Here is a 22,105-nt window from a genome sequence, read left to right on the forward strand (position 1 = left end):
CGCTTTAAAATGTTAAAATTGGTTAATCTATTGAAACATAAGGTTTTATTTTATATTTTTGCCGTCGATTAAATATACTACATGAATAAATATACACTCCTGGTCGCTGGAATTATGATGTTGGCGGCGTGTAAAACAAGTAAAGAAATAACTTCATCAGAATTAAATTCTGACTCAATAATCATCAAGCAATATGCAAATACTATCAATACTACAGACGTAAAGAAGCATGTATTTACTTTAGCTTCAGATGAATTTGAAGGAAGAAAAACCGGAGAGAAAGGTCAAAAACTAGCTGCAAAATATTTAGCAGATCAATACCAAGAATTTGGTTTAACTGGTAATCCTACAACCAATGATTACTATCAAGTTGTTCCAGTTGAAGCACTTAATAATAAATCGGCCTTTGCCTCGGAAAACGTAATTGGCTTTATAGAAGGAACTGAAAGACCCGAAGAAATTGTTGTAATTACTTCTCATTACGATCATGAAGGCATAAAAAATGGCTACATTTATAATGGTGCTGATGACAATGCATCTGGTACTTCTGCGGTATTAGAAATTGCTGAAGCTTTTGCTGAAGCCAAAAAGAATGGACATGGACCTAAACGTTCACTCCTATTTATCAATTTTACCGGTGAAGAGAAGGGGCTTCTTGGATCTAAATATTTCGCTGAAAGTTCGTTATTTCCACTAGAAAACATGGTTGCTGGTCTAAATATTGATATGATTGGAAGAGTTAGCACAGAGAAAGAAGGTAAATCTGATTATATTTATGTTATAGGCGCAGATAGATTAAGTTCAGAACTTCATACTATTAATGAAGAAGCCAATAAAGCATATGCCAATCTAGATCTAGATTACACTTATAATGCTGAAGACGATAAGAATAGATATTATTACAGATCTGATCATTATAACTTTGCAAAAAATAACATTCCTGTAATATTTTATTTTAATGGTGTCCATGAAGATTATCACCAGCCAACAGATACCGCTGAAAAAATAGACTTAAAACTCCTTACAAAGAGAGCACAACTCATCTTTTATACGGCTTGGGAATTGGCAAACAGAGATAACAGGATTATTGTTGATAAAGGAATTGAAGAAGATTTAGTGCAAAATACGGAAGACTAATTCTTTTAAAATATCACCATCTGATAAAGAATTAGCACCCACTCCTTTGCTTTTAACATCTGCCTCGCGTAAAAAACCTATTATTTGAGATACTTTTCTCATTGGGTAATGACGACTTGCAGTAATGTAGTCTTGAACAAAATAAGGATTGACCTTTAACGACTTTGCCGCACTCATCTTCGTTTTATCCTTTAAACCATGAAATGAAAGCAACTTGGTAAAAAAACTATTTAAAATTGCAATGGACATTATTAATGGATGACTCTTTTGATTGTGGGCAAAATAAGTGATTATCTGATTTGCCTTAACAACCTGCTTCTCTCCGATTGCTTTTTGCAGTTCAAAATTATTAAAATCCTTACTGATTCCAATATTTTCTTCAATTAGCTGCGGTGTAATCTCCTTTCCTTTTGGAATAACAACCGTTAGTTTATCTAATTCATTGCTGATTTTACTTAAATCATTTCCTAAAAACTCAACTAACATTTGAGCGCCTTTAGGCTGAATATCATAATTCCGTCCAGACAACACTCTTCGTATCCAGTCACCAACTTGATTGTCATATAATTTTTTACTTTCAAAAAGTTCTCCCTTTTTAGAAAGTGCCTTTGCTAATTTTTTACGCTTATCCAATGTTTTGTATTTATAACAAAATACCAATACGGTTGTTGGTTGTGGATTTTCTACATAACTCACCAAATTCTCGATAGACCTAGACAAATCTTGCGCCTCTTTAACAATAATGACTTGTCGCTCTGCCATCATAGGATAGCGCTTGGCATTTGAGATGATTTCGTCTATAGATACATCTCTACCGTACAAAAGCATTTGGTTAAACCCTCTCTCCTCTTCTTTCAACACATTATCTTCAATATAAGCCGCAATCTTATCAATATAATAAGGCTCATCTCCTTGTAAAAAATATAATGGCTTAATAGCACCCGATTTAATATCGGCAACTATTCTGGTAACATCCTCCATAAATGAATTAAATTTATCATTTTTGCCTTATGCAACAATTGAATTTTCCTTCGTATCAGTTCAAACTCAAAAGTAGCGAAAATAAGCAACTAATATTTGATAAAATTCGAAAAAAATATGTGGTTTTAACTCCAGAAGAATGGGTGCGACAGCATCTTGTTAACTACCTTATTACGGAAAAAAAATATCCTATTCAATTAATTGCAGTCGAGAAACAACTCGTTTTAAATGGTAGAAAAAAAAGATTTGACGTCTTAATTTACAATTCACTTGGTTTACCTTGTGTGATTATTGAATGCAAGGCTCCTTCCGTTAAAATTACACAAAAGACTTTTGATCAAATTGTAAGTTATAATATGCACTTCGATGCCCAATATTTAATTCTATCCAATGGAATAAACCATTATTCTTGCACATTGAATAATGAGAATAAATCTTATGATTTTTTAAAGGAAATCCCATCTTATTCACTTAGATGAAGAAAATGCAACCCTTGCAAAAATTGAACTATATTCATCTTTTTTATTGATTTTGAGCACAAAACAAAAATATTTTCCTAAAAAACCCGGAAAATAATATTTATGCATTACTTTTGTTAACTAATATTATTATTATTTTTCAATGAAAAACGGTACAGTAAAATTCTTCAATGAATCTAAAGGATTTGGATTCATCATCGAAGACGGTTCAAAAGACGAATACTTCGTACACATCTCAGGTCTAGTGGATAGAGTTGCAGAAGGTGACGCAGTGGAGTTTGAACTAAAAGAAGGAAGAAAAGGTTTAAACGCGGTAAACGTTAAAGCAATTTAATATTTATACCGAACTTTTTTATGAAAAGCTTGTAGTCTATACAGGCTTTTTTTTGTACCCAAAAGATTCTGACAGATTGGTAAAAGCCAAATAAAACTTTTAAATTAGCAATTACTAAACAGTGAACTTAGCTATAGTCATATTAAACTGGAATGGTGCAAAATTGTTGCAACAATTTCTGCCATCAATTATTAAACACAGCCCTAAAGGTATTGCTGATATCTATGTAGTTGATAATAATTCTTCTGACAATTCAATTTCAATTTTAAAAGAAAACTTCCCTCAAGTTCACATTGTTCAAAATGAAATAAACGGGGGTTTTGCTAAGGGGTATAACGACGGACTAAAACAAATTGATGCCGATTACTATGCTCTCGTAAATTCTGACATTGAAGTTTCAAAAAATTGGCTACAACCAATTTTAGCACATTTCAAGACACACCCAAATACAGCGATAATTCAACCAAAAATACTAGATTTTAAAAACAAATCAAAATTTGAATATGCAGGAGCAGCAGGTGGTCTACTAGACAAATTTGGATATCCGTATTGCCGAGGACGCATTTTTGACACTATTGAAGAAGACTATAATCAATACCATGATGCAACAATATTCTGGGCATCAGGCGCTTGTTTCTTTGTAAAGGCTGAGATTTATAAGGAGTTAAACGGTTTTGACGAAAATTACTTTGCTCATTATGAAGAAATTGATTTATGCTGGAGAATTCAAAATTTAAATTTCAATATAGATTTTGTTTCCAAATCAACGGTTTACCATGTTGGTGGAGCAACACTGAACAAATTAAGCCCAAAGAAGACTTACTTAAATTTTAGAAATAGTTTGCTAACGCTTGTGAAAAACGCTCCTAAAAAGGGTCTCTTTTTAATCACAATTACACGTATGGTTTTAGACGGAATTGCAGGTCTGAAATTTCTATTTAACCTAAAACCAAGACATACTTTTGCTATTTTAAAAGCGCATGTTAGTTTTTATTTGCATCTAAATGAATATCTAAAACTTAGGAAGGATATAGCATCAAAAAAGAGAGGGTATTTCCATACGAAAAGTATTGTATGGTCTTATTACATTAAGGGAAAGAAAACGTTTTCTAAGTTGACTAAATAATATCTAAGGATCCTTTACCTTCTCTAATTACTTCTGGCCCACCATCTGTTAAATCTATAACCGTAGATGCGACATTGTCTCCATAACCACTATCTATAACAGCGTCAACAGTTCCTTCCCATTTTTCATAAATTAACTCTGGATCTGTAGTGTATTCTAATAATTCATCTTCATCATGAATAGAAGTAGATACGATAGGATTCCCCAATTTTTCAACAATTGCTCTAGCAATATTATGATCAGGTACACGAATACCAACTGTTTTTTTCTTTTTAAATACTTTTGGGAGATTATTATTACCAGGTAAAATAAAGGTATAGGGTCCAGGCAAAGCGCGTTTTAAAATTTTAAACGTTCGTGAATCTATTTGTCTAACATAATCTGATAAATGACTTAAGTCATTACATAAAAAAGAAAAGTTGGCTTTCTCGAGTTTTACTCCTTTTATTCGAGCAATTTTCTCCAAAGCCTTATTATTTGTAATATCACATCCCAAACCATAAACTGTATCGGTTGGATAAATTACCAATCCTCCTTTTTTTAAGATACTAACTACCTTATCAATTTCTTTTGCGTTTGGATTTTCTTCGTAAATTTTAATTAACTCTGCCATACAAATATTTTTCACCCATATTAAAAGATGTAACCTCTAAGCCCAAATTTAACAAAATTACACCTTGTTGTAAAGAATTATATCAAGTAAATGAAGCCAAATAGACAATCAGAATAATTAATTTCCAAAACAAGCCATAAAAAAACCGGCTAAACATTTAGCCGGTTTTTTTCAAGATTTTTTTCTTCTAATTTTCAATTAGTCTAAATCCTTCTCCATGAATGTTCAATATTTCAACATTCTCGTCACCTTTTAAATATTTACGCAATTTGGCAATATATACATCCATACTTCTTGATGTAAAATAATTATCATCTCTCCAAATTTTTGTTAGTGCCAATTCACGTGGCATTAAATCATTTTTATGCACAGCAAGCATTTTCAATAATTTATTTTCTTTAGGAGACAATTTCACAGGTTCAGCACCATCTAATGTTAAGTGTCTTAACTTCGAATTCAAATGAAATTTCCCAATTGTGAACTCAAATGTTTCTTCTTCAGTAGATTTTTCATTCTCATTCCGTTGTAAGATGGCCTTCATTTTATACAACAACACCTCAGAATCAAACGGCTTATTTAAGTAGTCATCTGCACCAGCCTGATACCCTTTTAAAACGTCTTCTTTCATTGTTTTGGCCGTTAAAAATATAATCGGCACTTCAGAATTTGTAGATCTAATATCCTTTGCTAATGAAAACCCATCTTTTCTTGGCATCATAACATCTAAGATACACATATCAAACTCATTATTCTTAAACATAATTAAACCTTCTAACCCATCTTTAGCGTGCGTTACATCATAATCATTTAATGTTAAGTAATCTTTTAAGACCGTTCCAAAATTCGGATCATCTTCTACTAATAATACTCTTGTGTTTCCCATAATTCAGTGTTTTATATCAACGGTAAATTCAAAATAAAAGTGCTTCCTTTTCCTTTTTCACTTTCAACTTGAACCGTACCCTGATGGTGTTCAACTATTCTCTTTACATAGGCCAATCCTAATCCATGACCTTTTACATTGTGTACATTTCCTCGTTCTTCTCTATAGAACTTCTTAAAAATATTTTTCTGCACATTCTTGTTCATCCCCATTCCATGATCCTTAATTCGAAGCACAAAATTCTTTGCAGTATTCTCTGTTGTTATTTCAATTATTGGAGCATCTGGAGAATATTTTATGGCATTATCTAACATATTAACAACTACATTTGTCATATGCGTCTGATCTGCTAAAACCTCCATTAAACTCGCATTTAATTCAACTTTTATAGACCCACCTCTACTCTGAACTAACAATTCAACATGCGTCACTGCCTCTTCTATCAATTCTTGCATGTTCTGCTTTACCTTATTAAGGTCTAGTTGGTTTTTCTCTAACCTAGAAATTCGCAAAACGTTTTCTACTTGAGCATGCATTCTCTTATTTTCATCACGAATCATTTTACTATATCGCAGTACTTTTTCACTATCATCAATAATTTTTGGGTTCTTAATAGCATCCAAAGCAAGATTTATTGTTGCTATTGGTGTTTTAAACTCATGCGTCATATTATTGATAAAGTCAGTTTTTATTTCAGAAATCTGCTTTTGCTTTATCATTTGATATAAAGAACCTATAAAAACAATAATAATGACCAAAATAAACAATGCCGACAAGCCCAGAACCTTACCTATAGAAGCAATTAGGTAGTTTTTCTTATCCGGAAAACTAACATATAATTGGTAGTTACTTGTACCGTCATCATTCACAAACAATGGAACTTGATAGGTTTTATCTTCGCCTTTTCTAAAATAACCCGACTTTAATTTAGTGGCCAAATCGTCATTATAAACTCCGTACTTGAATTTGGTATTAATACCTCTATGCTCAAACTCGTTTCGTAAATATAAATTTAACTCGTTGTTTCCTATTCTTTGATGAATTGGAATTCTACTTGCTAATTTTTTAATATCATCTTTAATTACAGCCTCTTCAATTCTTGTCAATTCTCCAGATTCCTTGAACTTCTCGATTGGCATAAAATCGTTCATATCACCATCTTCAGAAACCTGATTTCTTATAATCGTCATTTCTTGTTTGCTATAAATTTTAGTAAAATTTAAAGAGTCATTTTCAAAAAAATCAGATGGCACCCTGTAATTCTCTTCTAATATGGTTTGCGCATATTCAAAAGTTTCATTTCTAACAGTATCTATTTGTTCGTATAAAAATGTTTTTAATTCCGATACTTTTATATCCTTACGACTCAACGCAAACTGCCCAATTCTTCTAAAGTTTTCATCGAGCTCATTTTCACTAATGTTATTAGATACTTGTCTCAACGCCGATTTCACCTCACTGGTAAATTGGTTGTCGCTCATTTCAATTGTGTTCTTAATCCAATAAAACTGAACTGAAATAATTCCTATTAAAGAAACGCTCATTAGCAAAATAATAAGCACAAATATCTTTTTACTCATAGAGCAAAGTTATATTTTAAATGTTAATAAATTAGAAAATACAATATTAATTAACTAAAAAAATGTATTTTTAACAATTAATTAAGAAGAATAGCATTATTTATTCGAGCATCTATTGATTCCCCAAAATGAAGGAATAAATATTTTTAACAGATAATCTGGTGGAATTTATGGCTACGTTTTCTATAATAAAATCAGCCTGTTCTAGTTCGTTTACCGTTATTTTTTGGTGTGCCAACCTTTTTTCAATTGCCTCTTTGTTCGAATTATCTCTTTTCATAATCCTTAAAATTCTTTCTTCTACTGGAGCAGTAACTACAACAATAAAATCAAATAAAGACTTTAATGAACTTTGGAATAGAAGTGCACTTTCATAAACAACACAATCGGCTTTAGAATTGGCAACGAAATTTTCAAAATGGATTTTTACCGCGGGATGCACAATGGAATTCAACTGTTTAAGTTTAACGGGATCATCAAAAACAACTTTCGAAATATACTTCCTGTTTAATTTTTCATCTACATATGCAATCTTACCAAATAACAATTCTATCTCTTGTCTCAACGCAGGACTATGCATCAATAGTTTGGCTTCAGTATCTGCATTGTAAACTGCCGCCCCAAACTCTTTAAACATCAAAAGCACGGTAGATTTACCGCTACCCATCAACCCTGTTAAGCCAACTAAAATCATTACTTTTTTATTAAATATTCTATTTTATTCGGAACAAACCTAACCGCCGACACTAAGGATAACTCATTTTGTAATTGTGGAATTAGATATTCTAAAGCATTCTCTTTAGATTGCCTAAAATCACAAATAATATTAAAATTCTCTTGAGAAATTCTATTGTAATTCTTCAAACCAACCTTGTAGTAAATTGTTATTTCCTTTGGAAAAGTGGTTAATTCCATACCTTCAGGAAGGTTAATAATTTTATAAGGCACTTTTACGGAACCTTCGGTAAACTTATCAACTTCAGCCTCAAGAAGAACACTAGAATTAGACATTGAGATATTCTTATCTTTAAAAGAAGTTAAAGAAACACGCTCACTAATCGCTGTATTCACTTCCGACAATTCAATCGCATTCGTCCAAATTCCGTTGATAGTATCTAGAACCTTATCTGGTCCAATTAATTCAATAGAATCTGGAGTAACCGTTAATTCATCAACAAAATCATATCCTAATTTAAAATCGATGTTCACATTTATTTTTACTGGAACTTTTTTAACCAAATTTTGTCCTAAATTAAAGAATATGCTATCCAACAAAACACGTTCTATATTAGCGTTGTCTTTTAATTGTGACTTTAATTCTGGCAAATGATTATTTGGTAAATAATAATATTCTCTACCATTTTTATACCTTAGGTTATTTAGGTCAATACGCAGCGTTTTGGTGTTAAATTTATACTTTAACAACTCAAAGCCTGTTGCATTAAGTGCAACATTTACCGATTGCAATGGAATATTTTGAAACACGCGTTCAGCAGGTAAGTTCTCATACACCAAACTGAATTCTGCATTGCTAGAATAAGATTTAGATAATTTGGTCAGTATCCAAAAAACCGAGGTCAAAACCAAAAAAATCAGAAACATTCTTAGTTTTAAATTAGATTTTAATCCACTATTATTTCTTGCTACCATTTATATGCGTTCAAAAAATAAATATACAAAAAAAGTGAGCCGTTAGGCTCACTTTTAATTTTATGTTTTCGGATAAATTATTTTTTAACCGGGTTCAATTTTTTAGACATTTCCATTGAAATTGCTGAACGCTCAAATTTAATTTTCCCTGCGCTTGTTTCGATAACAACTGTTGCGTCATTTTCATTAATTTCAACAATTTTACCATGGATTCCACTAGTGGTAATCACTTTTGCTCCGCGCGCTATTTCACTTTGAAACTTCTTTTCATTTTTTTGACGTTTCATTTGTGGACGAATCATAAACAAATAAATGACTAAGAACATCGCCAAAAATGGCAACATAGACATGATTCCTCCTCCTTCTTGTAAAGCTATAATTAAACTCATCCTATTGTGCTGCTTCTTTTGGTTGAACAAAGGCTTTGATTCTTACAATCTCGTTACCTTTTTCAGTGTTTGTTGTTAATGTAACTGTATTAGTAGTTTTGTTTTTCTTTCCAGTTGAATTAAATGCAACTTTAATCTCTGCTGTTTCTCCAGGCTTAACAGCCTCCTTTGGCCAAACTGGCACAGTACAACCACAACTACCTCTAGCTCCGGTAATAACCAAATCTCCTTCTCCAGTATTTGTTAAAGTAAACGTAGTTTCTACTTTTTCTCCTTGTTTTAAATTCCCAAAATCATGTTCTGTTTTATTCCATTCTATAACAGGTACACCTTTGCTGATTTCAGCATCTCTAGCGGCAGCCGCTTCAACGTTCTCAGATTTAACTTTTGCGCTTGCGTTTTCATTCTTACATGATGTAAATGATACCATCGCAACTGCAACAAGTACTAATACAAATTTTCTCATGGTTTTTAACTTATTAAATTAAACTTATTCTGCGTAAAAATAGAAAATTATAACAATCCCCTACCTATTTTCTTTATTCTTTTCTCCTCTGTATACTCCTTCAAAATTTTGTCCAATACTCCATTTATGAAAAAACTACTTTTTTGCGAAGAATAATCTTTAGATATTTCTATGTACTCATTTATAGAGACACGTGTTGGAATTGATGGGAAATTTAAAAACTCTACCAACGCCATTTTCATCAAAATCAAATCGATATCTGCAATTCTGTCAGCATCCCAATTCGGTGTTTTTGCATTAATATCTTCATCAAATTTCTCATGATTCAACACTACTTTTCTGAAAAGGTCCAACACAAACTTTTGATCGCTTTCATCCTTATACAAATCACCTATTTTAAAAGGTTTTGTTGCGCTTAATCCATTTAAGGTTTTTACAACCCATGTATTTACAAACGGAATATCGTCTACCCAACTAATAGATTGGTCCTCGAAATAATCTGCCAATTTATCGTTAGGAGCAATTATGTTTTTAAAAATAAACAAGACGAAGTTTTTATCTTCTTCAAAATTAGATGTTCTTGTAGAAACGTATCTACTGTATTCATCGCTCTCTTTAATTAAATCCCAAACAATGCGAACAAACTCGTCGTCTTGCTTCCAGTTATTCAACTTCTTATCTTCTAAATACTGCTGAAAAGAGTAACTTTCTTTTAGTAAATTTATAACTTGATTTTCAGTAAATTTTGTGTTAGGGTTTTTCTCTTCTGAAGATGCTAAATACTTTTTTTTGGCAATTTCTAAGTGCGAATTTGCCATGTCTTGAACATGTATTAAAATACTCAAAGACAATGCATAGAGATCATACATCCTATCTATACTGGCTAGTAAAAATTTTTCTTCTTTTACTAAATTATCGCTATTCGATTGCAATATTGCATATACCGACTGCATTACCTTAATTCTAATATGTCTTCTATTTATCATGCTAAAGAACGTTAAAATGTAATTATTTTGCGCTGCAAAAATACCACAATTTGCTGGACAAAAGAAGACCTCTAAGTAAAATTATTTGTTAATAATTCAATTTTATATTTTTTGATTTAACTTAACGTTTCTGCCATAGTCATTCAATTTATTTAAAGTATATTCGCTCATATTTTCAATCTTGAATTCCTTTTTTAGTGAAAGCGCTTAGGCAATTAAATAAATATTTCATAAAATATAAATACCGCTTTTTAGCAGGAGTCATCATCTGCATTGCTTCAAACATTTTAAAACTTCAAATCCCAGATTTTATTAAGCATTCTGTTGATGCTTTTGATGCGTATGCTAAAGGAACTATTGCAGATAAATCAGTGGTCTATGAAACTAATCTAAAATACTTCTTACTGATTCTTGGAGCAACACTACTTTCGGGAATTTTAACGTTTTTTACGCGTCAAATGATTATTGTTACCTCTAGATTGGTAGAATTTGATTTGAAGAATGAAATCTATCAGCAGTATCAATTACTCTCTCTTAATTTCTACAAAAAGAATAGAACGGGAGATTTAATGAATAGAATTAGTGAAGATGTTGGTAAGGTTCGAATGTATTTTGGCCCAGCAATTATGTATAGCCTTAATACTGTAGTTGCCATAATAGTAATTATGGTTTTAATGATTCAAACGGATCCGATATTAACAGCCTATACCTTGTTACCATTACCAATATTATCTATTTCAATTTATTATTTGAGTAGACTCATCCATAAAAAAACAACAATTGTTCAAGAATATTTGTCAAAATTAACAACTGCTGCTCAAGAATCTTTTGCAGGTGTTCGGATTATAAAGGCCTATACTACCGAATTGGACGCTATAAATAAATTTGAACTTGTTGCTGAGAAAAGCAAGCAAAAAAACATTGAACTCTTTAAAATACAAGCGTTATTTTTCCCTTTAATGATTTTACTAATTGGAATCGGAAACCTTGTCGTTATTTATGTTGGAGGGTTAAGATATATTGAAGGATACATAACCTTAGGAGATGTAACTAAATTTATAATGTACGTTAACATTCTTACATGGCCAATGGCGGTTATAGGTTGGGTTAGTAATATTATTCAACAAGCGGACGCATCGCAAGCAAGAATCAATGAGTTTTTAGATGTGAAACCAGAAATTAAAAATACTATATCTACTCAAACTCCAATAGATGGAAATATTACTTTTAAGAATGTAACGTTTACCTATGATGACACTAATATTACTGCTCTTAAAAACATTAGTTTCGAATTAGAAAAAGGGAAGACTTTAGCTATTCTTGGAAAAACTGGTTCTGGAAAATCGACTATTATCAATATGATTACACGTTTATACGATATTGATAAGGGTATGATTAGTATCGGAAATACTGCTATTAAAGATTTGAATTTAGACAACCTTAGACAAAGTATAGGCTATGTTCCTCAAGATGCATTTCTATTTTCAGACTCCATTGAGAACAATATAAAATTTGGTGCAAAAAATGCTGGTAAAAGTGAAATTAAACAAGCAGCGAAAGACGCATATATAGATCATAATATAGTTGAATTTACCGAGGGCTACAAAACACTTGTTGGAGAACGTGGTGTAACACTTTCCGGTGGTCAAAAACAACGTGTTTCTATTGCTCGTGCATTGATAAAGAACCCGGAAATTTTAATATTGGATGATTGTCTATCTGCTGTAGATACAGAAACTGAAGAAATAATTCTTAAGAACTTAGAGCGCATCACAAAAAATAAAACTACAATTATTATAAGCCACCGTATTTCTTCTATTAAGCATGCAGACAGTATTCTTGTATTAGATGAAGGAAAAATACTACAAAAAGGGACTCATGAACAATTATCATCAGTAGAAGGGTTCTACAAAGAGTTGTATGAACAACAGTTGTTAGAAGATGCATCATAAGTGAAGGTTTATTTTTTTCAATTGACTATTGCAAAAGAGAATTATTTTTTTAGATTTGTCAAAACAATGATTCATTAACAATTAAATAATTTAGTGTAAAATTATGAGTGAAAATAACTTTAATGAGCAAGAGGAAATCTTCTCACAAGTTTTAAGAGCAGGAAGAAGGACATATTTTTTCGATGTAAGAGCGACAAAAGCGGATGACTACTATTTAACTATTACAGAGAGTAAAAAATTTACACACGATGATGGATCGTTTCATTATAAAAAACATAAAATTTACTTGTATAAAGAAGATTTTTCAGAGTTTAATGAAATGCTAAAAGCGGCTACTGATTATATCGTAAACGAGAAAGGTGAAGAAGTAATTAGCGACAGACATCAATCAGACTACAAAAAAAATGAAGAAGCTCCGCCAAGCGAGGTTACTTCAGAAAGTTTTACCGATATTAGTTTTGAAGATATTTAAAATAAATTCAAATACCACACGTTTAACAAGCCGATACTATTGTATCGGTTTTTTTTAAGCCTTTTTATAGCTTAAAAAAAAATAAGTACTTTTATAAAAACTTACAATTGTTTAGTTATGCAACGAATGAGATTATTTACAATTATTACCTTATTGTTTTCAACAGTTTTAATTGCTCAAAAAACACCCCCAACTCAGAAATTAGATAGCGGAACTATCGAAAATCAATTTGATTATGTAATCAAAAATTCAAATCGATATCAAGAATATAAAGTCATTAAAAGAGCATGGATAGATCGCTTAAAAATAGTTGTGAATGATTCTTTAGATGTATTAAAAGTTGATTTGTCCGAAACCAGATCAATGGTAACTGCTAAAGACACCGAAATTAATGGTTTAAAGAACACTTTAGATGAGCGAAACAGTACTATAGAACAATTGAATAAAGAAAAGGATGGAATATTACTATTTGGTTTTATAATTTCTAAACCTGTTTACAATACTATTTTATGGTCTACAATAGGAGTGCTTCTAACACTACTTCTAATTTATATCTTTAGATTTAATCGTTCTCATGTTATTACCAAAGAAACAAAAGAGAAATTAGATGAATTAGAACAAGAATATGAAGCCCACAGAACAAGAGCTTTGGAAAGAGAACAACAAATTAGAAGAAAACTTCAGGACGAAATAAACAAACAGAAAAAGGACAAATAAATAATAGTGCTATGATTGCAACATCAATTAAGCAACTAAAAAATTATTTGACTTTAGTAGAGTCTTATTTTATAAATGCATCTGATAATGATATTCATTATAAAGAATCGGATTCGAGTTGGTCTAAAAAAGAAATTCTCGGTCATTTAATAGATTCTGGCATCAATAATTTACAGCGGTTTACCGAAATACAATTTGAAACTAAACCTTTTTCAATCCGAAAATACAACCAAAATTCCTTGGTATTAGCAAATGACTATCAACATGCAGATTTACTAGAATTAATCGGTTTTTGGTTAAGTATTAACAAAAGAATTATCAATTTAATGACCGTTCAAACGGAAGAAACTTTACAATTTGAAATTGAAATTGATGATGAATACAATAATCTATCTTTTTTAATGAAAGATTATGTTGTTCATATGAAACATCACATCAATCAAATTATTGAATAAACGGTTAAGTGTAAGAATTTCCTTTCTTGCCTTTGAAGAATAGTCTGAGAAAAAATGCCATGGTTATGGTGAAAAATTATGGAACTAGCATAATACAACTGGCTAAAACATTTCGAGTAAGTTTTTCAATTTAAATGAGTAGTCCAATTCTCTTCCATTTCGTTCAACCGTTAAACGTACCCAATTTTCTTCAGACCCATAAAATTTCTCAACAATATCCTTTAATTGGTAATTGTAAGCATATTTACCATTAACCTTTACCAATAAGTCACCAACCATTAATCCACATTTATCTGAAGGTGAATCTTTACGAACATAGGCTATTTTATAAGTTGGTTTTAGATTAAAACTATACATATAATTTAGCGTAATTGTACTACTATTTGATACCGAAGTTTCGTTTTCAAGATTAAATCTGGTTGAATTCAATTCTTTTACCAAAGTTGTTCCAGCATGAATCAATTCAATCCCACTCATATTATAAGAAAACGGCTCAGAAAAATTCCTATTCTTTTTTAAAGTCATTTTCTTATTTGGATAATCTAGCACTACCTTAAATCGTTTTAGAATATTCCCTCCAAGGCTTCCATTCCTAGTCGATAACCCTTTAGCATAAGCCGAAGAAACAGAGTCTAAATAGGCCACATTTGGCTTTGGAATTAGAAACCTTTTTAATTTAAATGCATTCAATTTACTTCGCATTCCAAAAATCCCACCACTAATGCCTTCTCCAATAAAATCTTCAAACGAATTTTCTGGAATCGCTACATTCTTTTCAATATCTTCAAACAACCATATGGAATCAGTCCCTCCTGAATCGATAAGTAATTGAACAGGTACAATTGAATTATCTAAGTTTTCTATCTCCGCATTGATAAATGGCTTCTTTTTATAAAAATGCAAATCAAATGTTTCACAACTTTTGCACTTTTTATAAGGATAATCCTCAGGATTTGTAAAAGTTAACTTTCTGTTTAAGTAATTAATTGAAACTACAAAATTCTTAAGAATATCATAACCTATTATTCCATTAACAGAAACTCCTAGTTTACCCGATAAATCTAACTTTTCATTATAAATAATAAAAAGATCTTGGTTCTTACCAACAATATCACCAAATACTAATGTATTTCCTTTAGATCTAACAGCCTCAACAGGTTCACCTTCACCTAAACCTCTTAATTTAACTACTTCAATATTTCTAAAATGCAATGAGTCTGAAGAAGTCATATTAAAAATAACAGGCGACCCTACACCCGTATCCAAAATAAAAGTCAATTCTGTACCGTTCACCGTTAAAGGAAAAACAATTAAATTATTTATTAATTCAAACTCAACAGTTTGTGAAGTTCGTCCTTGATTAAAAGTATACTCTTGAGCACTACTTACATAAGTAGAGCACAATAGCAATAAAAAAAAACAAAGTATACTTCTCATTAATTCAAGAATATGTTTACCGATTAAAGTTAATTAATAAGGTTGCCAAGGCAAATTAATTAAGAAATATTTAACCTTTCAAAAATCCATAAAAAGGTATTCAATTTTCGATTAAATTTTGCAATTTTGCTAAAAATTTTCATATTATGCCTAGAATATCATCAAAAGGTATTGCAATGCCATCATCACCAATAAGAAAGTTGGTACCCTATGCGGAAAACGCTAAAAAAAACAGCATTAAGGTCTATCATTTAAATATCGGTCAACCAGATATTAAAACACCAGATGTAGCCTTAGAAGCAATAAAAAATAATGCTGTTGAAGTATTGGCGTATAGCAGGTCAGAAGGTTCTGATGAATACAGAACAAAATTAGCAGCCTATTACAACAGTAATAATATTGCTGTAACTAAAGATGATATCATTGTGTCTACGGGTGGTTCTGAAGCTTTGTTATTTGCTATGGGAACTATTGCAGATTATGGAGATGAAATTATCATTCCTGAGCCTTTTTATGCAAATTACAATGGATTTTCTACCGCTAGTGGTGTAAAAGTTGTTCCTGTAAATTCTAGCATCGAAAACGGTTTTGCGTTACCTGACATTGCTGATTTTGAAAAATTAATTACACCAAAAACTAAAGCAATTTTAATCTGTAATCCTGGCAATCCAACGGGTTATTTATACTCTAAACAAGAGATTGAAAAATTAGCAGAAATCGTAAAGAAACACGATTTGTTTTTAATTGCTGATGAAGTATATCGTGAATTTGTTTATGATGATGGTATTGAACATCACTCTGTTCTTAATAATTTTGGATTGGATGACTATGCAATTATAATTGATTCTGTTTCTAAAAGATATAGTATGTGTGGTGCTCGTGTAGGGTGTATGGTTTCTAAAAATAAGGAAGTTATTGCAACGGCTATGAAATTTGCACAAGCAAGGTTAAGCCCACCTACTTATGCGCAAATTGCCAGTGAAGCAGCACTGGATACGCCACAATCGTATTTTGACAATGTAATTGCAGAATACAAAGAACGTAGAGACACTTTAATTTCTGAATTAAGTAAGATTGACGGTGTGCTGGTTTCTAAACCAAAAGGTGCTTTTTATTGCGTAGTGCAATTGCCAATTGAAGACGCTGACGATTTTGCACAATGGATGTTAGAAAAATTTAACGATCAAGAAGAAACGATTATGGTAGCTCCTGCTAGCGGATTCTATTCAACACCTGGCCAAGGGAAAAACCAAATTCGTATTGCATATGTTTTAAAGAAAGAAGATTTGATTCGTTCGGTTGAAATTCTTAAAATTGCATTAGAAAAATACCGCAGCCAATAATTGAATATTCAAAAAGACATATCTCTTAAACCGTATAATACATTTGGAATCGATGTAAAGGCTTCAAAATTTGCGAATATTACTTCTATTGAGCAATTACTCAAAATTTTAGAGAAGGATTCAAATCCATTTATTTTAAGTGGCGGGAGCAATGTTTTATTAACTTCTGATATTGATCAATTAGTCCTTTATTTAAATCTTAAAGGACTTAATATTTTTGAAGAATCCGATACACATGTGTACATAAAAGCACAGGCTGGTGAGAATTGGCATGAGTTTGTGCAATGGTGCATCGCTAATGATTTTGGTGGACTAGAAAATCTCTCTTTAATTCCTGGTAACGTGGGTACAAGCCCAATGCAAAATATTGGGGCGTATGGAGTTGAAATTAAAGATACTTTTCACAAATTAAAAGCCATCGAAATTGCAACAGGCAAAAGGCGTGTTTTTACGAATGAGGAATGCAATTTTGGTTATCGAAATTCTGTTTTTAAAAACGAATTAAAGGGTAAATATATTATTACCTCTGTAATATTTAAACTTACCAAAAAGAACCATCAACTAAACTATTCTTACGGAGCTATTCAGTCTGAATTAGAAAAAAATGGTATAGAAACACCTACCATCAAAGATATTTCTGAAGCGGTAATTAAAATTAGAAACTCGAAATTACCAAATCCTAAAGAAATTGGTAATAGTGGTAGTTTTTTTAAAAACCCCGTAATTTCATCGGTTCAGTTTGAAAAACTAAAAAATCAATTTCCTTCAATACCATCCTATGTAGTTTCTGATTCAGAAATTAAAGTTCCAGCAGGTTGGCTAATTGAACAAAGTGGATTTAAAGGCAAAAGATTTGGCGATGCAGGAGTTCATGATAAACAAGCCTTGGTATTGGTGAATCATGGGAATGCAACAGGAATTGAATTAAAAAACCTCGCTCAAAACATTCAACAAACTGTAGTAGACAAATTTGGGATTACGCTAGAAATTGAGGTAAATATTATTTGAAGAAATTCTAAAGCCTAGAAGATACTTTTAATTGCTTCCCATTTTTGAAGGCCTTTTTATCCATATCCGTACCAACGGCAATTCCGATAGCTACACCAATAGGAATACCGATTCCAATATAACTAGAGTTGCCTGTTGAAGAAGAAAGAACAGAACCAAATACAACTCCAAAAATTGATATTCCAATAGCCATCCACAAATTTCTATAGTGATTCTTTGGAACCATTTTCAATTTCTTCTCGAGTATTTTTAAAATTTTACAATACGCTTTCTTTATATTCTTCACTTGTTCGGTTTCTGGCTCTGAATTCCTGTTTAATGTTTTGATTATAGCATTAATTTCATCACAAATCAATACTGGAATTTCTTTTGTATTCAAATCCGTTATAAGTAGGTTCATTTTCGCTATAACCTTATCTAACTTCGGGTTTTCTAATGCTTCACTTTTAATATTTAACTTTTCTATTTTCATGGTATTTTATTTTATACTCATTAAGTATTTCTTCTTAATTCCTCCATATCAGACAACAACGTATCTAATCGTTTTAAAATTCGGCCATATCCAATTTTTAAATCCCACTCTCCTATTCTACCTCCAAAAAATGCCAAAAGCAAGATTATCACACTCAAAATAATCCATAAAACTATCGGAACACCCCCAACTAAAAACATGTTGGGATATGACTCTAACAACCAAGTAACAAAATCATTGCCAGGTATATCCTCTCCAAAACTTCCAAACCAAAACCCAATGACCATAGAGATAAACACATACGGGTATAAATACGTTGAAAATTTAGAATTAAATGTGGTCATTTCCTTTGTCCAACTTTCAAACGATTTTAAATATTCATAACTATTTGCATTTTTTGTGATAGCATGTAGTTTGCGTTTAAATCTGATGGCAAAACTTATCAATGTTACAAACAAAACAAACATTAAAATTCCCATATAAGGCAATTTTGAAATGGTTGCTATTGGTAATAAAACACAAGCAAACAAAGCTATTCCGATAATGTTAATCTTATACATCTTCCGAAATTTCTCCACTATATCTATCGATTTCTTATTATATAAATCATTCAATTTTGGAGCGACTAAGGCTTCATTCTGCAAAAAACCGTCTTTCCAAATTGATTCAATTGATTTTTCCATCTAATATCTTTTTTAATCGTTCCTTAATTCTATTTACACGTACCGCAATATTGTTAGGAGTCGTTCCAATAATTTCTGCAATATCCTTATTCGGTTTCTCCTCTAGGTATAATAAAATAACCGCCCTATCAATTTCAGACAATTGTTTTATCGCATCATACAATTGATTTAATGACTCGTCTTCAAAAGCTTGATTTTCCTCGGTATCCTCTACAAATTGATATTCGGAGACAACATGCTGGCGATTGTTTTTCTTCTTTTTAATAAGTGTAAGACAAATATTTAAAGACAATCTATAGATCCAAGTAGACCATTTTGAATCGCCTCTAAATTGTTCACGACTCCTCCATATTTGCAAACAAACTTCTTGGTAGTAATCTTCAAAATCCTCTTGAGAATCGGTATATGCACGGCATATTTTTATAATAATACCTGCAAATGGCAAAATTGATGTTGTGTAAAAATCGCTACTCAATATTTATTGTTTTATTGATTAGTGGCTTAAGTTAGCCAATATTACACCCTCAATGAAAAAAAGTTAAAAAAAGCGAGTTATATCATTTAAAACAACTGCTCTAATTTTTCAAGAAACAATAGTTCTGCATAAAACTGCCAATCAAAATTTAGCGATTGATTGGATAAATGCACATGATCATCTTGATCTAAAATATAATTTTCTGGCTTATTCAATACCCTTGTTTTACCATAAACAGCTTCAAATTCAGTTCTTAGTGCAGTAAACTCCTTAGATAATAATTTCAATCCTTCTAAAGCCATTCTCTCCTCTTCTTTATCTTGAGCTTTGTCGTAATCTCTAAGTTTCAAAACAGCATTTGACGAAAACTGAACCAATTTATTCACTTGCTCATAAATTTCTAATGTATAGCTATTTCGTGTTGCCTCAGATTTCATTTTATCTAATGTCGATTCTATTTTAGAACAAGTTTTCAACGTGTTTTCGGCATTTTCAATTCTTTCCTTATTCTTATCACTCCAGACCCCTTTTTTCTCAGTTGGCAAATCAATCACAAATTTTTCAATGGCATTTTCATTTCCTTTAAGATAATTCCTCTTATTTCCGTTAAGCAGAATATTTTTCCATATCCCAACTGGCTTTTCTAAATTATCTATAAATGAAAATTCATTTCCGCTCGTTTCAAATGAAAACTGGCGGTGTCTAAATACTGATTTCAACTCGCTTTTTGAACGTTTATCTCCAGACCAAGTATATTCCGAAAAAGCATTAATTCCTCGCTTGTACAATTCAAAGTGAGGCGAATCATCGTCCCAAAGTGTCAATAACAATCCGTTTAACCCACTTTCTATAGACGACAATGCAAATGTTTTAATCTCTTTTATATTACTCTCGCGTTGCGGCATTAAAACCCATCTTGTTTGACCAGCTGTGGCTCCCATAACTTGTAAATCGTGCGCTCTAAACCACTCCATTGCTTTGGTATTACCCAAGGCTTCAGGTGTATGATAGTTCCATCGCATATAAATACAATTCTTCGGAAACTGATCGAGAAATTCAACCAACTTATGCTCATTCTTTTCCCAAACCTCATCTACTTCTTCTTGGGTCATATTTTTATTAAACATCGGCTTATAAACCCCTGCTTGTTTCAATGGCATGTCATCCCAAAAAATTGGAATCCTATTGTTTTCCTCTGCAAATTTACACACCTTTCTCAACCATTCTAATTGCAAGTCTAAGGCAGACCTACCACTATTTTTACCAGTTGTATGCACCTCATCACCTCCAATATGCAAGTATTTTCCATTAGGAGTTGCCTTTATAGCCTCTCTGTATAAATCGAACTGTAATTCGTAGGTTCTAGGGTCTAAAGGATTAAAAGCCCAATCGCTTTTTGGATCATCACGTAAAGCTTTGTATTTATCGTGTTTTAGGATAAATGAGGCGTGTCCCAGCCCTTGAATTAGTGGGCTAATTTCAATATTTCGATCGTTTGCATAGTTCGATAATTCTGCCCATTCTTCAATTGTAAAACCATCATCAGAACCTATTAATGGGTGTTTCTCATATTTTAATTTATCCTCCATTTCTACAATAATGGCATTTACCTTTAGCCCTGCTAAATAATCCATTAAATCGTAGTAATAACTTTTCTTTTCTAGGTGATGTTTTATATCCAATTGAATGGAACGGTACTTCAATTTTGGAAAATCTGTAATGGTGCAATTCGGTAAAAAAGCTTTCTGATCTTTGGCATCTTCTAACAATTGTTCTAAGGATTTTACTCCATAAAACAGTCCTGCTTCATCCTTACCAACAATCACAATTTTATTATTATTTATGGATAAAGTATAGCCCTCTGCATCTACTTGAATAGTTGAATCTATGCGGTAAACTAAATCAGCATCAGCCTCATTATTTACAGAAAATAGTTCATTTAAAAATGTACCATGCACTGGTAACTTACTTAAATTATCTGCATATAACTTTTTAACTTCACCAAATTTTATACTACTCTGCCCCGTTATTTCGAATCGTTGAGGAGAAGGTAAAATTTCAAATTTTGCATTATTTTGACTAAATCCACTTAAATTGTTGAAGCCAATTAAAATTGCAAATAATACTCTTAAGATGTGTGATTTTAACATGAAAACTATACTTTAAATATGTTTTCTAAATGTATGGATATTAACTATGCACGCACTAATTTATTAGACAAATGTCATAAAACATCCCATGAAGTCGATCACGTCAGTTGCTCACAACAAAACCCATCTGTTTCTGTCAATTTTATAATTCTCTTTTTATCAATTCCATCCACGCCTTCAATCCGCAATACATTGTCTACATCTTCCAAATCAATTCCCCAATCCAATATTTCTATATTCGTGTTGAATAGTTTCTTAACTTTTTTAATTTTCTTTTTTGATTTAATATCTGTCTTAAAAATCAGCAATTCCATTTT

General features: G+C 31.5%; 25 protein-coding genes. 10 read left to right on the forward strand and 15 right to left on the reverse strand.

Annotated elements, in window-relative coordinates; genetic code table 11:
* The first annotated feature begins 81 nt into the window (after positions 1-81).
* Positions 82-1,137, forward strand: a complete 1,056-nt coding sequence (locus tag RM519_RS11530) for a M28 family metallopeptidase (RefSeq protein WP_311593966.1) — start codon at positions 82-84, stop codon at positions 1,135-1,137.
* On the opposite strand, the gene holA is transcribed toward RM519_RS11530, so the two are convergent.
* Complete coding sequence (holA, locus tag RM519_RS11535; protein WP_311593967.1) at positions 1,114-2,118, reverse strand: DNA polymerase III subunit delta; 1,005 nt, start codon at positions 2,116-2,118, stop codon at positions 1,114-1,116. The two genes, RM519_RS11530 and holA, sit on opposite strands and share 24 nt — an antisense overlap.
* A gap of 29 nt (positions 2,119-2,147) precedes the next feature.
* On the opposite strand from holA, the gene RM519_RS11540 reads away from it, so the two are divergent.
* The 3 genes from RM519_RS11540 (at position 2,148) to RM519_RS11550 (ending at position 4,057) form a co-directional block, all read left to right on the forward strand.
* The gene (locus RM519_RS11540) at positions 2,148-2,597 is read left to right on the forward strand and encodes a type I restriction enzyme HsdR N-terminal domain-containing protein (protein ID WP_311593968.1); all 450 of its coding nucleotides are present in this window, start codon (positions 2,148-2,150) and stop codon (positions 2,595-2,597) included.
* A 142-nt stretch (positions 2,598-2,739) separates the two neighbouring features.
* Positions 2,740-2,931: a cold-shock protein gene (locus RM519_RS11545; RefSeq protein ID WP_311593969.1), complete on the forward strand. Its 192-nt coding sequence runs from the start codon at positions 2,740-2,742 to the stop codon at positions 2,929-2,931.
* A gap of 121 nt (positions 2,932-3,052) precedes the next feature.
* The gene (locus tag RM519_RS11550) at positions 3,053-4,057 is read left to right on the forward strand and encodes a glycosyltransferase family 2 protein (RefSeq protein WP_311593970.1); all 1,005 of its coding nucleotides are present in this window, start codon (positions 3,053-3,055) and stop codon (positions 4,055-4,057) included.
* Here the strand turns inward: RM519_RS11550 and RM519_RS11555 are convergent.
* The 8 genes from RM519_RS11555 to nusB all read right to left on the reverse strand — a co-directional run bounded on the left by RM519_RS11555 (position 4,050) and on the right by nusB (position 10,624).
* Entirely contained in the window at positions 4,050-4,670 is a 621-nt protein-coding gene (locus RM519_RS11555; RefSeq protein WP_311593971.1) for an L-threonylcarbamoyladenylate synthase, read from the reverse strand. The two genes, RM519_RS11550 and RM519_RS11555, sit on opposite strands and share 8 nt — an antisense overlap.
* Positions 4,671-4,857: 187 nt before the next feature.
* A complete protein-coding gene (locus RM519_RS11560; protein ID WP_311593972.1) occupies positions 4,858-5,553 on the reverse strand; it encodes a response regulator transcription factor in 696 nt (231 codons plus the stop codon).
* 11 nt (positions 5,554-5,564) lie between these two features.
* Positions 5,565-7,133, reverse strand: coding sequence for a sensor histidine kinase (locus RM519_RS11565; RefSeq protein ID WP_311593973.1), 1,569 nt, complete (start codon positions 7,131-7,133; stop codon positions 5,565-5,567).
* Positions 7,134-7,245: 112 nt separating this feature from the next.
* Positions 7,246-7,827: a dephospho-CoA kinase gene (coaE, locus tag RM519_RS11570; protein WP_311593974.1), complete on the reverse strand. Its 582-nt coding sequence runs from the start codon at positions 7,825-7,827 to the stop codon at positions 7,246-7,248.
* On the reverse strand, positions 7,827-8,783 hold the full coding sequence (locus tag RM519_RS11575) for a YbbR-like domain-containing protein (RefSeq protein WP_311593975.1): 957 nt from the start codon (positions 8,781-8,783) through the stop codon (positions 7,827-7,829). The genes coaE and RM519_RS11575 overlap by 1 nt, the downstream gene beginning before the upstream one ends.
* Positions 8,784-8,860: 77 nt before the next feature.
* Positions 8,861-9,172, reverse strand: a complete 312-nt coding sequence (gene yajC / locus RM519_RS11580; protein ID WP_311593976.1) for a preprotein translocase subunit YajC — start codon at positions 9,170-9,172, stop codon at positions 8,861-8,863.
* A 1-nt stretch (position 9,173) separates the two neighbouring features.
* The gene (locus RM519_RS11585; RefSeq protein WP_311593977.1) at positions 9,174-9,638 is read right to left on the reverse strand and encodes a DUF1573 domain-containing protein; all 465 of its coding nucleotides are present in this window, start codon (positions 9,636-9,638) and stop codon (positions 9,174-9,176) included.
* Between the two features lie 47 nt (positions 9,639-9,685).
* On the reverse strand, positions 9,686-10,624 hold the full coding sequence (gene nusB / locus RM519_RS11590; RefSeq protein WP_311593978.1) for a transcription antitermination factor NusB: 939 nt from the start codon (positions 10,622-10,624) through the stop codon (positions 9,686-9,688).
* Between the two features lie 197 nt (positions 10,625-10,821).
* Between nusB and RM519_RS11595 the strand changes: the two genes are divergently transcribed.
* The 4 genes from RM519_RS11595 to RM519_RS11610 all read left to right on the forward strand — a co-directional run bounded on the left by RM519_RS11595 (position 10,822) and on the right by RM519_RS11610 (position 14,220).
* Entirely contained in the window at positions 10,822-12,576 is a 1,755-nt protein-coding gene (locus tag RM519_RS11595) for an ABC transporter ATP-binding protein (RefSeq protein ID WP_311593979.1), read from the forward strand.
* A 103-nt stretch (positions 12,577-12,679) separates the two neighbouring features.
* Positions 12,680-13,048 (forward strand): PUR family DNA/RNA-binding protein, encoded by a 369-nt coding sequence (locus RM519_RS11600; protein WP_311593980.1) that lies wholly within the window; start codon positions 12,680-12,682, stop codon positions 13,046-13,048.
* A 126-nt stretch (positions 13,049-13,174) separates the two neighbouring features.
* Positions 13,175-13,765 carry a tRNA (guanine-N1)-methyltransferase gene (locus RM519_RS11605; RefSeq protein ID WP_311593981.1) on the forward strand — a complete coding sequence of 197 codons (591 nt, stop codon included), beginning with the start codon at positions 13,175-13,177 and terminating at the stop codon, positions 13,763-13,765.
* Between the two features lie 11 nt (positions 13,766-13,776).
* Positions 13,777-14,220 (forward strand): DinB family protein, encoded by a 444-nt coding sequence (locus RM519_RS11610; RefSeq protein ID WP_311593982.1) that lies wholly within the window; start codon positions 13,777-13,779, stop codon positions 14,218-14,220.
* A 102-nt stretch (positions 14,221-14,322) separates the two neighbouring features.
* On the opposite strand, the gene RM519_RS11615 is transcribed toward RM519_RS11610, so the two are convergent.
* The gene (locus RM519_RS11615; RefSeq protein WP_311593983.1) at positions 14,323-15,657 is read right to left on the reverse strand and encodes an aspartyl protease family protein; all 1,335 of its coding nucleotides are present in this window, start codon (positions 15,655-15,657) and stop codon (positions 14,323-14,325) included.
* Positions 15,658-15,803: 146 nt separating this feature from the next.
* Between RM519_RS11615 and RM519_RS11620 the strand changes: the two genes are divergently transcribed.
* A complete protein-coding gene (locus RM519_RS11620) occupies positions 15,804-17,000 on the forward strand; it encodes a pyridoxal phosphate-dependent aminotransferase (RefSeq protein WP_311593984.1) in 1,197 nt (398 codons plus the stop codon).
* Positions 17,001-18,008 (forward strand): UDP-N-acetylmuramate dehydrogenase, encoded by a 1,008-nt coding sequence (gene murB, locus RM519_RS11625; RefSeq protein ID WP_311593985.1) that lies wholly within the window; start codon positions 17,001-17,003, stop codon positions 18,006-18,008. It begins immediately after the preceding gene.
* 7 nt (positions 18,009-18,015) lie between these two features.
* Here the strand turns inward: murB and RM519_RS11630 are convergent, their stop codons facing one another.
* From RM519_RS11630 to RM519_RS11650, 5 genes are all read right to left on the reverse strand, one after another.
* Complete coding sequence (locus RM519_RS11630; RefSeq protein WP_311593986.1) at positions 18,016-18,480, reverse strand: hypothetical protein; 465 nt, start codon at positions 18,478-18,480, stop codon at positions 18,016-18,018.
* A gap of 20 nt (positions 18,481-18,500) precedes the next feature.
* On the reverse strand, positions 18,501-19,163 hold the full coding sequence (locus RM519_RS11635) for a hypothetical protein (protein ID WP_311593987.1): 663 nt from the start codon (positions 19,161-19,163) through the stop codon (positions 18,501-18,503).
* Positions 19,147-19,638, reverse strand: a complete 492-nt coding sequence (locus RM519_RS11640) for an RNA polymerase sigma factor (RefSeq protein WP_311593988.1) — start codon at positions 19,636-19,638, stop codon at positions 19,147-19,149. The genes RM519_RS11635 and RM519_RS11640 overlap by 17 nt, the downstream gene beginning before the upstream one ends.
* 86 nt (positions 19,639-19,724) lie before the next feature.
* A complete protein-coding gene (locus RM519_RS11645; protein ID WP_311593989.1) occupies positions 19,725-21,788 on the reverse strand; it encodes a glycoside hydrolase family 20 zincin-like fold domain-containing protein in 2,064 nt (687 codons plus the stop codon).
* A gap of 98 nt (positions 21,789-21,886) precedes the next feature.
* On the reverse strand, positions 21,887-22,102 hold the full coding sequence (locus RM519_RS11650) for a hypothetical protein (RefSeq protein WP_311593990.1): 216 nt from the start codon (positions 22,100-22,102) through the stop codon (positions 21,887-21,889).
* Positions 22,103-22,105: the final 3 nt, after the last annotated feature.

The sequence above is a fragment of the Urechidicola vernalis genome, assembly GCF_031846385.1.
Classification (GTDB): Bacteria; Bacteroidota; Bacteroidia; order Flavobacteriales; family Flavobacteriaceae; genus Urechidicola; species Urechidicola vernalis.